A 13,603-nucleotide genomic window follows, 5' to 3' on the forward strand; every position below is an offset into this window, starting at 1 on the left:
GTTACCATTTTTGCGGTGGGATTGCAACTGATTTGCTCAAGTTCACAAAAAATTCCCATAGGCCACCCCAGGGTGACCGTCAGGTTTACTGTTAACCCGGTCTGGCTTCCAGTTCGGCCTTCTTGTCCGCCCCATGGGAGCGCGCTCCCATGGGGACCCCGGAATTTTCATTTGTGGGCGGCGGAAGTGAATCCCGCCGCCCTCCGGCGCAAAAGCGCCGTCCCGCCTGCGGCGGGTCCCTGAGGACAATAAGGCCAGCCGTTATATTCAGCTCAGTCTTGCCTCCAGCTCGGCCTTCTTGTCCTCGTAGCCGGGTTTGCCCAGCAGAGCGTACATATTATTTTTATAGGCCTCCACGCCGGGCTGGTTGAAGGGGTTGATGTCCATCAGGTAGCCGGTGAGACCGCAGACATACTCAAAGAAGTAGATGAGCGCACCCACGCTCCTGGCGCAGCGGCCGGGAGCGGTGACCATCAGGTTGGGCACGCCGCCATCCACATGGGCCAGCAGGGTGCCCCGCATGGCCTGCTCGGCCACGAAGGACAGGTCCTTGCCCGCCAGGAAGTTGAGCCCGTCCACGTTGTCGGGATCGTGGGGGATGGTGATGGCGGGGCCGTTGCTGTTGGCAAAACGCACCACGGTCTCCAGCATGAGGCGCTCGCCCTGCTGGATGTACTGGCCCATGGAGTGCAGGTCGGCGGTAAACTCCACGCTGGCGGGGAACAGGCCCTTGCCGTCCTTGCCCTCGCTCTCACCGAAGAGCTGCTTCCACCACTCGCCAAAGAAGCGGAAGGAGGGCTCGTAGCCCACCAGGATCTCCACCTTCTTGCCGCCGGTGTACAGGGCGTGGCGGGCAGCGGCCAGCTGCCAGGCGGGGTTGGTCTCGCCGGGGGCGGCCAGAGCCTCCATTTCCTCCCGGGCGCCCTCCATCAGAGCGGTGATGTCCACCCCAGCGCAGGCGATGGGCAGCAGGCCCACGGCGGTGAGCACGCTGTAGCGGCCGCCGATGGCGTCGGGCACCACAAACTCCTCGTAGCCCTCGGCGTCAGCCAGGCCCTTCAGAGCGCCCTTGTGGGCATCGGTGGTGGCGTAGATGCGCTTGCGGGCCTCCTCCTTGCCGTACTTCTCCTCCAGCAGGTTCTTGAAGATGCGGAAGGCCACGGCGGGCTCGGTGGTGGTGCCCGACTTGGAGATCACGTTGATGGACCAGTCCTTGTCCTTAATGAGGTCCATGACCTCCAGCATGGCGTCGGTGGACAGGCCGTTGCCGGCAAAGTAGATGGCGGGGCCGTCCTTGTGGGTCAGGTTGAAGTTGGGGGAGTTGACCAGCTCCACCACGGCCCGGGCGCCCAGATAGGAGCCGCCGATGCCGATGACCACCAGGGCCTGGGAATCCTTGCGGATGCGCTCCGCCGCTGCCTGGATGCGGGCAAACTCTTCTTTATCATAGTCCCGGGGCAGGTGGACCCAGCCGGTAAAGTCGCCGCCGGCGCCGCTGCCGGTCTCCAGCTTCTGGCGGGCGCTCTCCAGAGCGTCCAGACGGCTGGTAAGCCAGGTGTCGGGCAGGAAAGAACGGGCGTTGGAGGTGTCGATTTGAATCATGGTGACGTCACTCCTTTTGCATTTCACAAAGCCTAGGTCGGCTGATATGCCTATCATACACCCGGGGGCCGGCTTTTGCCAGAGAAAAAAGCCAATTCCCGGAAAAACCTTTAAGCCTTACGGACCCAGATGGTGTTGTCGTTCATGGTGGTGGCCTCGCCCCAGTCGGAGAGGCGGTCGTGGGTGAGGCAGTTGACGGTGTTCTCGCCGGGATAGACGCCCTCGGCCACCACAGTCATGGGGGCTACCGCCCGGTCCAGGGCCACGGAGCAGGTCATCTGGCCCAGCTTGTTGTAGCACACCACCTGATCCCCCTGGACCAGGCCCAGCCGGGCGGCGTCCTCGCCGTTCATACGCACTGTCATCTCCCCCCGCAGGTCCCGCAGGGTGGAGGACTCATTGAAGGAGGAATTGAGGGTGTGGACCGCCGGGGCGCAGATCAGGTGGAAGGGGTCGGAGCCGCCGTGGGGCGGGAACCAGCCGATCATGGGGTCGTTCAGGTGGATCATGCCGTCCTCCGTCTGGATGGGCAGGGGGAAGGGGCTCTCCAGCACCACCGGCTCCCCGGCAAGCACCTTGTCCTTCTCCTCCCGGGAGAGAGCCCAGCTGTCCTCCACCATCTGGCGGCACAGCTCCTCGGCGGTACGGCCCTGGAAGGGGTCGGCCAGACCCATGGCGTTGGCCAGCAGGGTAAATACCTCAAGGTTGCTCTTCACCTCACCGGGGGCGGGAACCACCGCCGGGGCGTATTGGATCTGGCGGTAACCGTAGGGGGTGTACAGGTCGGTCTGCTCCACCATGTAGGGGGCGGGCAGGATGATATCGGCGTACTTGGCGGTGTCGGTCATGTACCGCTCGTGGACCACGGTAAACAGGTCCTCCCGGGCCAGGCCCCGGCGGATGGCGTTCTGGTCGGAGGTCACCGTGGCCGGGTTGGCATGGTAGACGTACAGACTGTGGATGGGGGTGGAGAGACCCTTGCCCTCCAGGGCGCGGCCCAGCTGGTTGATGTTGATCATCTGGGTATGCTTCTCGGCCAGGTCGGGCCGCTTGACGGAGGACTTGTCGATGAGGTCGGGGGAGGAGCACACGCCGTAGGTGCCGCCGCCCTTCTTGGCCCAGGCGCCCACGGCGGCGGGCAGGGCGGTGATGGCCCGGGTGGCCTCGCCGCCGTTGCCCGAGCGGGAGAAGCCGCTGCCCAGTACGATGCAGGGGGCCTTGGCTCTGCCGTAGGCCCGGGCCAGCTCCCGGATTACGTCGGGGGCCTGGCCGACGAGACACTGGGTCTCCTCCGGGTCCCACACCTCCAGGGTGGTCCGAAATTCATTCCAGCCCGTGGCGTGCTCGGCCAGCCATGCCTCGTCGGTGAGCCCCTCCTGATCCAGCACATGGAGCATGGACAGGGCCAGGGCGCCGTCGCTGCCCGGCTGGATCAGAATGGTCTGGTCAGCCAGCTCGGCGGAGGGATTCTCATACACATCAATGAGGATAATTTTGGCCCCGTTGGCCTTGGCCTTCCGCAGGATGGGGGCCAGGTGGGCCCGGGTGGCGGGGATATTGGTGGACCACAGCAGGATCAGATCGCTGTGTTCCACGTCCCAGGGGGACAGGTCGCAGGAATTGCCCATGACCTTCTGCCAGCCGGTGGACTTGGCGGTGCTGCACAGGGTGCGTTTGAGGCGGCTGGCGCCCAGAGCGTGGAAGAAGCCCTCTCCGCAGTTGCGCTGGACCGCGCCCATGGTGCCGGCGTAGGAGTAGGGCAGGATGGTCTGGGCTCCGTACTGGGCGATCAGGTCCTTCCAGCGGGATGTGATCTCTCCGATGGCATCCCCCCAGGAGATGGGGGCGAATGCTCCGGCGCCTTTGGCTCCGGTGCGGCGGAGGGGCGTGAGGATGCGGTGGGGGCTGTTGATGGCCTCCGGCAGGTTGCGCAGCTTGGCGCACACCCAGCCGTCGGTAAAGGGGTTGGCGGGGTCGCCGGTAATGGAGGTGACGGCGTTGCCCTCGGTCTCTACCAGCAGAGAGCAGCCCTCGGGGCAATCGTAGGGACAGGCAGAACGACAAGTGGACATGATGATAACCTCCTTTTGAAAAAGGCCGCCCGTGGGCGGCCTTTTGCGAGTAAAACAGGAATCGGTTGCGTAGGGGCCGACGCCCACTTCGGCCCGGTACCTTAGTTTTTGAGGCTCTGCATGGGGGCGGGGATACGGCCGCCCCGCGCCACAAAGGCCTCAGCGCTCTCAGAGTGGACGGGCATGACGGGGGCGGAGCCCAGCAGGCCGCCGAACTCCACAGTATCGCCCACCACCTTGCCGGGGGCGGGGATGATGCGCACGGCGGTGGTCTTGGAGTTGACCATGCCGATGGCGGCCTCGTCGGCAATGATGGCGGAGATGGTGGCGGCGGAGGTGTCGCCGGGGACGGCGATCATGTCCAGACCCACGGAGCACACGCAGGTCATGGCCTCCAGCTTATCCAGGTGGAGCACGCCGGCACGGGCGGCGGCGATCATGCCCTCGTCCTCACTGACGGGGATGAAGGCGCCGGACAGGCCGCCCACATGGGAGGAGGCCATAACGCCGCCCTTCTTCACCGCGTCGTTGAGCAGGGCCAGGGCGGCGGTGGTGCCGTGGGTGCCGCAGGTCTCCAAGCCCATCTCCTCCAGGATGCGGGCCACGGAGTCGCCGATGGCGGGGGTGGGGGCCAGGGACAGGTCCACGATGCCGAAGGGCACCCCCAGACGGCGGCTGGCCTCCTGGGCCACCAGCTGACCCATACGGGTCACCCGGAAGGCGGTCTTTTTGATAGTTTCGGCCACCACGTCAAAGGGCTGACCCTTCACGTCCTTCAGGGCGTGGTGCACCACGCCGGGGCCGGACACGCCCACGTTGATGATGCAGTCGGGCTCGCCCACGCCGTGGAAGGCGCCGGCCATGAAGGGGTTATCCTCCACGGCGTTGCAGAACACCACCAGCTTGGCGCAGCCGAAGCCGCCCTTGTCGGCGGTGAGTTCGGCGCACTCCTTGATGGTGCGGCCCATGACGCCCACAGCGTTCATGTTGATGCCCGCCTTGGTGGAGCCCACGTTGACACTGGCGCACACCAGCTCGGTGCGGGCCAGTGCCTCGGGGATGGCGGCGATGAGCTTCCGGTCGGCCCGGGTGGCACCCTTCTGTACCAGGGCGGAGAAGCCGCCGATGAAGTTGACGCCCACGGCCTTGGCGGCATTGTCCAGAGCCACGGCAAAGGGGACGTAGTTGTCGGTCTCGGAGGCCCCGGCCACCAGGGCCATGGGGGTCACCGAGATGCGCTTGTTGACGATGGGAATGCCGAACTCCCGCTCGATGGCCTCGCCGGTGGCCACCAGGTGCTCGGCCTGGCGGGTGATCTTGTCGTAGATCTTGCGGCAGGCGGCGTTGGGATCGGAGTCGGCGCAGTCCAGCAGAGAGATGCCCATGGTGATGGTACGCACATCCAGATGCTGCTGGTCGATCATGTGGATGGTGTCAAAAATTTCGTTGGTGTTGATCATGATGCTTTACCCTCAAATTCTGTGCATGGCGTTAAAAATATCCTCCCGCTGGGCGCGGATGGACAGGTCCCGGTCCTTGCCCTCCTGCTCCATCAGAGCGGCCAGGTCGGCAAAGGGCATATCGCAGTTGCCGGCGTCCACCAGCATGACCATGGTGAAGTAGTCCTGGAGGATGGTCTGGCTGATATCCAGAATATTGACGTTGTGCTGGGCCAGCAGGGCACAAACGGCGGACATGATGCCCACTCGGTCCTTGCCCAGAACGGTAACAATGGCTCTCATAACTTGATAACTCCTTTTATTCGTTCTGTCTCTATGAAAACGGCGCCGGTCAGTCCCGGCCCATCTCATCCAAAGTCATGCCGAAGGCGGGGAGGAAGTGCTCCAGAAAGTAGTCCACCTCGGGCAGGTCGTAACTCTTCAGCGCATCCTGCGTCTGGCGGGCGGCCTGCTGGAACTCGCTGTTGCCCGCCTTCAGTTCCTCCAGGCACTTGATATGGGCGGACAGCTTGTCCGCCGCCTTTACCAGAGCGTGGGTATCCGGGTCATAGTCCTCCCGCAGCAGGGGAGAGAAGGCGGGGCGCAGCTGCTCCGGCAGCATAGCCAGCAGTTTGCCGGCAGAAAACTCCTCTACCTTTTTATAGGCGTCCCGGATCTCCGGGTCGTAATACTTGATGGGGGTGGGCAGGTCGCCGGTAAGGATCTCAGGGGCGTCGTGATACAACGCGGCCATGGCGGCCAGGCCGGGGTCAGCCTCCTTCCCGAACACATCCCGCCGGATTACTGCCAGGGCATGGGAGAGCACCGCCACCATGTGGGAGTGCTCCTGGATATTCTCCTGAAAGGTATTGCGCATGAGTCCCCAGCGGTTGATATACCGCATTCGGGATAAATAGGCAAAAAAAGGATGTTGATCCACAAAAAATGCCTCCCATCCATCGAAACAAGTTATTTTACCACAAAAATGCGGCGGTGTAAACGGCAGGGTGTCCAAACTTTCGACCTGGAAATAAAACAGGGGCGCTGCACGGCTGCAGCGCCCCTCAGTCTGTCGAAAAACCTCCCCCCGCAGGAAGCCTCGCAGAGTTCCGTCGCCCGCAGGCGACGGAATCAGATCAAAATTTGTCATTTCCGGGGACATGAGCCTCGGAAATGACACTTCTCATGGCGGGCGGGGCGACTATTTCGCAAGAAATCGAGCTTCGCCCGCCATGCAGCCTTTTGTCAAAAAAGGCACTTGTGCCTTTTTTGACAGTCTCAGGGGCGCTGCACGGCTGCAGCGCCCCTGAACGGGAAACGGGTTAACGGGGGTTCTTGATGGCGGCCTGCGCCGTACATACCTTGTGTATATAACGATGTACATTTTGAATTAGAGCTGTCCGGGCAGCTCACCGACGCAGGCTGCCCGGAAAAGGGATGGTGTGCCCCTCCTCATCAGCAAAAGGACCAAAGTGTAATTTACTATCCATAGAGCAGGTCGTGTACTTCCTCTGCCCGGCTAAATTCAGAAAGGCAACTGTGGGCTGCGGAGAAAAGTCCAAGCACCAGGCAAAGCGGGAATCAGACAGTGGTGTAACCTTTGAAACAAAGAGATCAATGAAATCCTCGCTTACCAGACCGTCATGCATTTCAACTGCTTCGCACAACGCTGCCTCAATGGCTTCCATATCCAGGCGTCCGGGATTGTAGTCCTCTGAAGCAATTTGAGCTTTGCTCTGACGAAGGGCCTCCATCTGCTGCTGAATTTCTATGGTCCGCTGGAGGAACTTATCCTGCTCAATCTCTCCACGAGCACGGACCACAACCAAGTCATCCAGCTGTTGTTGGAGCAACTGAATAGAATCATCTTTCGCTTTCATCAAATCTGCTCGACGATCTGCGTCTGGCTTGTAGCAAGCATCCAGCATTTTGCAGGTCTGGAGGACGATTTCTCTTTGGTCTCCCCATACCCTCTCAAATATTTTGGAGGCCATCAGTTCCAGCTTGCTTTGTCCAACCGGCTTGATCTCACAGATAGGTGTTGGATTGCCTTGTTCATTCTGAAGGCGGATGCGGGGCGTATCATGGTGTCGTTTGCATTCATATCCATAGATAGGCTTTCCTGCATTATTGGTTCTCCAACGATGTCGAAGCATGGGAGAACCGCAACGACACCTCATTTTTCTGCCCCATACATTCTGAGCCTGCTGAACACCAAAACTCCGCGTGCGGCCTTTTTCATCCGTCAGCCGTTTGGTCCTGCTGCGACGAATGGCGTTACACCGCTCGTACTGCTCCTCTGAAATGATCTGAGGAAAACCGCCTTTTACATAGACGAACTCACTCTCGTCGCGCTTGATCCGTTTTTGCTCCAAATAGTTGTTGGAATAGGACTGACAGTAAACTGTGTACCCCAAATAGTTTTTACGCTTGATGATTTTTGATACCTTCCCAGCATCCCATTTGACCTTACCCACCCCGTTTTTGCGTCCAAGGCGGGTCAGCTCTTTTGCTACCAAGGTTTCACCCATACCGGAATCATAGAGGTCAAAAATCATTTTTACAGTTTCCGCCTGATCGGGATCAATTTCAAACTGCTTGGTGAGTTTGTTCCTGGTATATCCAAAAATGTTCCCGTTTCCATAGAGGACGCCTTTTTCGCGGCTGACCCGTTGTCCCGCAAGAGAGCGTTCACTGATTTTGCGGCTTTCTTCTTGTGCCATAGTAGCCATGATGGTCAACCTCAGCTCACCATCACCGTCAAGAGTCCAAATGTTATCATTCACAAAATAGACTTCAATCCCCATAGCGGCAAGCTGACGGACGCAGACCAGAGCATCCACCGTGTTTCTGGCGAAGCGGCAGACCTCGCGAGTGACGATCAAATCAAATTTATGCTGTTTGGCATCCTCCATCATCTGCATAAAAGCATCCCGCTTATAGACCTGGGTTCCGGTAATGCCTTGGTCAATGTAGCGGCTGATGACATTCCACTGGGGATGAAAACGAGCAACATCATCATACCATTGCATCTGATTCTGAAGGGCTTTGACCTGGGCCTCGTGTTCTGTTGAGGCACGGCCATATATAACTGCCCGGCAGGGTTTGTCCCGGAAAGAACGGGACAATGAGTACGGAGACATATTGTACATAGCATCTTCCTCCTTTATGGCTTCTGATTTGTTCTGACAAGGCGAGAATACCCGAAAACAACAGAATCAGCAATGATACGGACGCTGGCCTGATATCCTTGACAACTTGCCGGAAAAGTGTTCACTTTTGCGGATAGGTTTGCTTGACATTCAGATAGGTTGCCTCGTTGACAAGGCCCTTCTTGTAGAGCATATCAATCAGCTTTAAGCACACATAGGTGCGGTCAATAATCGATTCATTCATGGATCATATCCTCCGGTAATTGACATTGCTGTGGTAACGCCGCAAGCCGGATTTTTTGGAGTGTTAACGCTGTAAGGCTGGACAATGTATAATATTCGACCGGATTAAGAGTAGATGTTCCACCTTCAGCGGCTCGCACTGCCAAAGCATCAATACTGCGCCGAAGGGATGATAGCTCGTCCAGCAGGGATAAATAGTCTGCTGGAGGAAGCTCAACGGGGCGAATTTGTTTGACCAGATTGCGAATATATGCGCCTCTTGACGGTGCGCCAACCCTCCGGACCTGACGATCCAGATCCGCCAAATCATCTTCCGTGAAGCGCACATAAGCCACTTTTGTTGCACAGACATCCTTTTTGTTCATAGCGTCGCCTCATTACCTGAATGGCGCTGCGGAACTTTGCGGGGAGCGACGATATAGTCATATCCACTGCGAATTCCACAATAGGTACAGGTATCTTTCACGAATTGGTAGCGATCTGCGCGCTTGACTCTTATGGTGGGAACATTATAAAAAGCACTGGCACAGGCTGCGCACAGGCAAATCAGCTGCGGCTCCTGCTGCTTGGGTTCGGTTTTGTAATCCATGGCCGTTTCTCTCCTATGATTATGTGTATTCAAAGTCTGAGCGGCCTTGGTACCCTTCCCTGGCACTTGTACCTCTCACTTGTAGGCCACGGCAGAGGGCGTTTGTTGCGCAGTTTGCAGAACTTATTCAAAAATAGCAAAAGTCCGGTCAAAAGGCCGGGCTTTTGCTAGCGCAAGGTGCTGTATATTTATGGATTATAGCGAGTTAGAGCATCCTGAAGCTTCTTGATCTTTCGGCAGATGGTGGATCGGTTGACTCCCTGCTGACGAGCTATATCTGCCGCAGAAAATCCAGCGTATAGAAGACGGGCGATTACTTCTAAATCTCTTGGCAGAGCAGAAAGAAATTCGTCCACTTCGAGACTAAGCTGCGCACGCTGCATATTGTCGCCCTCGTAATATCCACCCATTCCTTCTGGGTCTTGGGCCTCCAGAGAGCAATGGCGGCGGGTCTGAGTGTGGTTGTTATTGTATTCTTGGCGATCAAGTTCCTGCAACTCAGAAAGCCAAGAACTATTAATGCCAGAAATGCCGTCAGAGTTGAAAACCAAGGTGGTGCTCGATCCGTCTGCAAAATTATAAACATAAGTACAAGGATCAGTGGTCAGAGGGGCAGCACTGTGCTGCCCGCCTCCAATTTCTTGGTGGCAGGTGTGGAAATGGGATTTGGAATCTCCCTGCTTTCTTTTGATGATCATAAAAAGTCCTCCGTTTTTCGATTTCTCGAAACGGAGGACCCTAGGCGCTGCTAAAGAGAGAAAGGAAACTAACCGCAGTCCTAACGGAGTTCTCCGTTTCGGATTGCAGCTAACCCGCTCAAAAGGCAGCTACGGTATTAAATTGTCTGCCGTGGTTGGTTGAGCCATCGGGGATCAAGCGATGCCAGTCACAACAGTTCTACAATGGTATCCCAATCAGGGAACTCGAAAGCATATCTCTTGCATCGCCGTTTTTAAGTTTGCTATCGTGAAGATATTGTTTTCTTCACGTAAGCGTGATACACTAAATCGTATAGTGCATGATGCAATCGGCATTCTCGTTCTCTGCTTGTGCCTTTATTTTAGCAAAACAAAAATCCGCCCAGCGGACTAAACCGGACTTGGGCGGACTAGGTGACCAGCTATATCGGAAGGAGGACAAAAATGACATTGAGTGAGTTTCTAAAAATATTGCACTCGTATATTGGTGTGGAGTGTACGAATCAAGATTATATTCCATTCATTGTCACACTTATTATGCGTGCACCTGCTTCTGATGCAGAGGTGCAGGCAGACGAGCAGAACAAATATTACCCTTATAACGGCTTGGAGTCTGAGAAAGATTATCTGGGCCGCATTTACAATGGAAAAGCATTGCCCAAAATAAAAGCACGCATGATAAAAAAGTACTATGACACATCTGCATTTTTGGATGCATTTGATGATGTTGATGAATCTGCACGCAAAAAGATGATTGGCGAACTATCTGCTTATGGCATAAAGTGTTCTGTTGAAACTTTGCCAAATGTATGCGAAGAGCTAATTGGCCTCCTGATAGATGCCGCAGCAATGGGAATTGAGACTGTAGATGCTTCTTTGGTAGGCGATGGAAAAGAACTGACATTGCCAGTGTACGATGATACTGACCTTAAAAATGCGTATGGTGTTCACCTGTTGGCAGAAACAAAGCAGCGGTGCCCTAATGATGGATGTTTCAAACCATTGTATCAAGATGCTGATGGTAAAAGTGCTTTTGACTATACTGTTGTCCAGATTAATCCAAAATTGCCAAGGAACACGGTTGACAATCTAATTGCACTATGCCCGGAATGTGCTAGGAGGTATATGTTTGATATCAATACTGAGAAAATACATCGTTTGGAGGACATTAAACTTAGAATTACTATATTAAAGGAAGCTTTGGATGAAATGAGCGACGAAAAATTAGTTGCTGGTGTAGAAAGTGTTTTGCGCAAAATTTCACAGATTCCGGTCACACAGGTAATGGAGTTGAATTATAGTCCAACAGAAGTTGTGAAAAAGATGGATGGTACAGACGCATCTTTATTCTTTAAAATACATAACTTTGTAAACAAATATTATCCTGATGTAGAAACTACTTTTAAACAATTAGAAATGGAAGGCACTGTGGATTATGAGCGTTTCTGTTCCCAGATGAAATACGAATATAAAGACTTAGCACAACAGGGCCTAACTCAAAGTCAAATATTCGACAAGCTGGTTACATGGCTTGCTGGCTTGACAAATGAAGAAACCGGCCCTTGTGAGGTAGTTGTTTCGTTTTTTGTTCAGAAGTGTGAGGTATTTGATGCTATTTCCAAATAAATTATTTACTTATAGAGAAAGCGTAATTTCAAAGTTTCCGATAGCGTTGCAATTGTTACAAGAAGGTCCAATGACTGTTGGGGATTTATATAAAGCACTGCATACGCATTTAAGTGGTGTCAGTGAATTTATGGATTTAATGGACTGCTTGTATGCTCTTAACAAGATTAGGTTCGATGAAGAAGAGGGGGTGCTGTGTTATGCTAAAGGAAATTCTTTGTGATGCATTTAAATCAAACGGTGAGCCTCGTGGCCCTATTAGATTCCACAAGGGATTAAATACGGTTCTCGGCGGTCATGCCGCCGAAAATTCTATCGGTAAATCCACGTTTCTTCTGATCGTTGACTTTTGCTTCGGTGGCGACACCTATGGAAAAACTGATGTGAAGAATTACGTTGGCGACCACACCATCTGTTTTACGTTTGAGTTTGCTGATGGATTACATTACTATAGCAGGTCGGTTTCTGATCCTAATCATGTAACCATCTGCAATGAAGAATATAAGCCCCAAGAGATTATCAGTGTGAAGAAATTTCGCGAGCAGTTGATGGCAGGATATAAGATTGATCTGCCTGGCGTCACATTTAGAGATATTGTTAGTCGCTTTTTTAGGGTAGCGGGCAAAAATAACGATACAGTGACAAATCCATTGAACAATGGTTCACAAACCGCAAGTGATGCCATCACTTCTTTAGAGAAGCTGTTTAATTTGTATCGTTTTGTTGATGAATTGAAAGCAAAGTTGAAGACGGCAAAAGAAAAGAAAACGACCTATTCGAGTGCCCGTCGATTGGAGCTAGTACCGAGCGCCATTAGAACTCAAACACAATACAAAAAAAACGAAGATCGAATCAAAGAGCTTTTAGAAAAGAAGTCTACCTTGACGAGAGACACCGATAGTGCGCTTCTGGAAAAAGAAATGAAGCGCAAGGATGCTGCTGCAGATGTTGCTAGCCAGTTGAAAGCTATAAAGCGCGAGTATGGCCAGCTGACTACCCAATACCGCATAGTTACAAAAAATAAGGACGAGCAATTCATTACAACGGAAGATGATTTGCAACATCTTTTATCTTTCTTTCCGACTGCCAATATTAAGAAAATCGAGGAAATTGAGTCGTTTCACCGGAGCTTGTCTTGCATTCTCGATTCCGAGCTACTCGAAGAGGCCGCGAGCTTGCAACTGTTGATAAAGGATGTCACTGCAGAAATCCAGCGCTTGGAGCAACAACTTGCTGAGCTTGGTATTCCTTCGGAAATTCCAAAAGAATTTCTTGATGAGTATTCGGAGATCGAACGACAGATTTCTGGCTTACGTTCACAGAACGAGGCGTTCCTAAGGACGCAGGAACTCAAGGATGCTGCCACTGAAATTGAAGAGCAGCTAGACGACGCAGAAATGCAGGTGCTACATGAAATTGAATCAACATTAAACGCTCAGATGGTACGCTATAATGATAGCCTTTATGATATAAAGCGCGAGGCACCCACAATTCGCTTCGAGTCCAAGAGCAAATATGTCTTCACTACACCAAGAGACGGTGGAACAGGCACTGCTTACAAGAGTCTGATCGTTCTGGATATGAGTGTGCTAAAGTTGACTCCACTCCCCGTAATCGCTCACGATTCTTCCATCTTTAAAAATATAGGAGATGATCCGGTAGATAAGATTATGGAATTATATCTTCAAAGCGACAAGCAGATATTTATCGCTTTTGACAAAGAACAAGCATATACCGATAGAACGGCTGAAATTGTGAATAACACTGCGGTACTGCGCTTGAACCCAGGTGGAGAAGAATTGTTTGGGTGGTGCTGGGCAATTAAGAATGCTGGTACTGAAGAGAAGTACTAATTGATAATTTTGGCGCCGGAGGTAAGATATGCATATTAGTTATAATAAACTTTGGAAGCTGCTGATTGATAAGAACATGAATAAACAAGCGTTGAGAGAGATCAGCGGCATAAGCTCGGCATCCATTGCCAAACTGGGCAAAGGCGATAACATTACTACAGAGGTGTTGCTGCGCATTTGTACAGCACTCGATTGCGATATTTCTGATATCATGGAGGTCGTGAAGGACAATCCACAAGAGAAGTAAAGACGGCTATTGTAAAGGTAGATGCGTAGCACATTTCGATAAAAGTGATTTGGGTATAAATATTGGGCAGAATCAAAAAGTC

Annotated in this window: 14 protein-coding genes; 4 read left to right on the plus strand and 10 right to left on the minus strand. The window is 53.7% G+C overall.

The window, feature by feature from the left end:
- Positions 1 to 267: 267 nt before the first annotated feature.
- From WHJ28_RS12200 to WHJ28_RS12245, 10 genes are all read right to left on the minus strand, one after another.
- On the minus strand, positions 268 to 1,602 hold the full coding sequence (locus WHJ28_RS12200) for a glucose-6-phosphate isomerase (protein ID WP_340042395.1): 1,335 nt from the start codon (positions 1,600 to 1,602) through the stop codon (positions 268 to 270).
- Between the two features lie 110 nt (positions 1,603 to 1,712).
- Entirely contained in the window at positions 1,713 to 3,674 is a 1,962-nt protein-coding gene (locus WHJ28_RS12205; RefSeq protein WP_340042396.1) for a molybdopterin-containing oxidoreductase family protein, read from the minus strand.
- A gap of 101 nt (positions 3,675 to 3,775) precedes the next feature.
- Positions 3,776 to 5,134, minus strand: coding sequence for a PFL family protein (locus tag WHJ28_RS12210; RefSeq protein WP_340042397.1), 1,359 nt, complete (start codon positions 5,132 to 5,134; stop codon positions 3,776 to 3,778).
- A 12-nt stretch (positions 5,135 to 5,146) separates the two neighbouring features.
- On the minus strand, positions 5,147 to 5,416 hold the full coding sequence (locus tag WHJ28_RS12215) for an ACT domain-containing protein (protein ID WP_087188457.1): 270 nt from the start codon (positions 5,414 to 5,416) through the stop codon (positions 5,147 to 5,149).
- Positions 5,417 to 5,465: 49 nt separating this feature from the next.
- Complete coding sequence (gene yfbR / locus WHJ28_RS12220; RefSeq protein ID WP_340042398.1) at positions 5,466 to 6,053, minus strand: 5'-deoxynucleotidase; 588 nt, start codon at positions 6,051 to 6,053, stop codon at positions 5,466 to 5,468.
- Between the two features lie 469 nt (positions 6,054 to 6,522).
- A complete protein-coding gene (locus WHJ28_RS12225) occupies positions 6,523 to 8,265 on the minus strand; it encodes a recombinase family protein (protein WP_340042399.1) in 1,743 nt (580 codons plus the stop codon).
- Between the two features lie 121 nt (positions 8,266 to 8,386).
- Positions 8,387 to 8,509, minus strand: coding sequence for a hypothetical protein (locus WHJ28_RS12230; protein WP_256447269.1), 123 nt, complete (start codon positions 8,507 to 8,509; stop codon positions 8,387 to 8,389).
- A complete protein-coding gene (locus WHJ28_RS12235; protein WP_215654212.1) occupies positions 8,502 to 8,873 on the minus strand; it encodes a hypothetical protein in 372 nt (123 codons plus the stop codon). Before WHJ28_RS12235 ends, WHJ28_RS12230 begins: the two co-directional genes overlap by 8 nt.
- Positions 8,870 to 9,097, minus strand: coding sequence for a hypothetical protein (locus tag WHJ28_RS12240; protein WP_215654210.1), 228 nt, complete (start codon positions 9,095 to 9,097; stop codon positions 8,870 to 8,872). The genes WHJ28_RS12235 and WHJ28_RS12240 overlap by 4 nt, the downstream gene beginning before the upstream one ends.
- 188 nt (positions 9,098 to 9,285) lie before the next feature.
- Positions 9,286 to 9,795 (minus strand): hypothetical protein, encoded by a 510-nt coding sequence (locus tag WHJ28_RS12245; RefSeq protein ID WP_340042400.1) that lies wholly within the window; start codon positions 9,793 to 9,795, stop codon positions 9,286 to 9,288.
- A gap of 444 nt (positions 9,796 to 10,239) precedes the next feature.
- Between WHJ28_RS12245 and WHJ28_RS12250 the strand changes: the two genes are divergently transcribed.
- From WHJ28_RS12250 to WHJ28_RS12260, 4 genes are read left to right on the plus strand one after another with little or no spacing between them, the layout of a single operon-like run.
- A complete protein-coding gene (locus tag WHJ28_RS12250) occupies positions 10,240 to 11,421 on the plus strand; it encodes an ABC-three component system protein (RefSeq protein WP_215654207.1) in 1,182 nt (393 codons plus the stop codon).
- Positions 11,405 to 11,644 (plus strand): ABC-three component system middle component 7, encoded by a 240-nt coding sequence (locus WHJ28_RS16545; protein ID WP_270749432.1) that lies wholly within the window; start codon positions 11,405 to 11,407, stop codon positions 11,642 to 11,644. Before WHJ28_RS12250 ends, WHJ28_RS16545 begins: the two co-directional genes overlap by 17 nt.
- Positions 11,622 to 13,274 carry a DUF2326 domain-containing protein gene (locus tag WHJ28_RS12255; RefSeq protein WP_215654206.1) on the plus strand — a complete coding sequence of 551 codons (1,653 nt, stop codon included), beginning with the start codon at positions 11,622 to 11,624 and terminating at the stop codon, positions 13,272 to 13,274. Before WHJ28_RS16545 ends, WHJ28_RS12255 begins: the two co-directional genes overlap by 23 nt.
- Before the next feature lie 28 nt (positions 13,275 to 13,302).
- On the plus strand, positions 13,303 to 13,521 hold the full coding sequence (locus WHJ28_RS12260; protein WP_119972290.1) for a helix-turn-helix domain-containing protein: 219 nt from the start codon (positions 13,303 to 13,305) through the stop codon (positions 13,519 to 13,521).
- Positions 13,522 to 13,603 lie beyond the last annotated feature (82 nt).

The organism is Flavonifractor porci (assembly GCF_037572415.1).
GTDB classification, from domain to species: Bacteria; Bacillota; Clostridia; order Oscillospirales; family Oscillospiraceae; genus Flavonifractor; species Flavonifractor porci.

Bases quoted from the DNA above. Each gene is read 5' to 3' on its own strand.
- WHJ28_RS12255 (WP_215654206.1), top strand. From the start codon at position 11,622: ATGCTAAAGGAAATTCTTTGTGATGCATTTAAATCAAACGGTGAGCCT.
- WHJ28_RS12215 (WP_087188457.1), bottom strand. From the start codon at position 5,416: ATGAGAGCCATTGTTACCGTTCTGGGCAAGGACCGAGTGGGCATCATG.
- WHJ28_RS12235 (WP_215654212.1), bottom strand. From the start codon at position 8,873: ATGAACAAAAAGGATGTCTGTGCAACAAAAGTGGCTTATGTGCGCTTC.
- WHJ28_RS12250 (WP_215654207.1), top strand. From the start codon at position 10,240: ATGACATTGAGTGAGTTTCTAAAAATATTGCACTCGTATATTGGTGTG.
- WHJ28_RS16545 (WP_270749432.1), top strand. From the start codon at position 11,405: ATGCTATTTCCAAATAAATTATTTACTTATAGAGAAAGCGTAATTTCA.
- WHJ28_RS12210 (WP_340042397.1), bottom strand. From the start codon at position 5,134: ATGATCAACACCAACGAAATTTTTGACACCATCCACATGATCGACCAG.
- WHJ28_RS12200 (WP_340042395.1), bottom strand. From the start codon at position 1,602: ATGATTCAAATCGACACCTCCAACGCCCGTTCTTTCCTGCCCGACACC.
- WHJ28_RS12240 (WP_215654210.1), bottom strand. From the start codon at position 9,097: ATGGATTACAAAACCGAACCCAAGCAGCAGGAGCCGCAGCTGATTTGC.
- WHJ28_RS12230 (WP_256447269.1), bottom strand. From the start codon at position 8,509: ATGAATGAATCGATTATTGACCGCACCTATGTGTGCTTAAAGCTGATT.
- WHJ28_RS12260 (WP_119972290.1), top strand. From the start codon at position 13,303: ATGCATATTAGTTATAATAAACTTTGGAAGCTGCTGATTGATAAGAAC.
- WHJ28_RS12245 (WP_340042400.1), bottom strand. From the start codon at position 9,795: ATGATCATCAAAAGAAAGCAGGGAGATTCCAAATCCCATTTCCACACC.
- WHJ28_RS12205 (WP_340042396.1), bottom strand. From the start codon at position 3,674: ATGTCCACTTGTCGTTCTGCCTGTCCCTACGATTGCCCCGAGGGCTGC.
- WHJ28_RS12225 (WP_340042399.1), bottom strand. From the start codon at position 8,265: ATGTACAATATGTCTCCGTACTCATTGTCCCGTTCTTTCCGGGACAAA.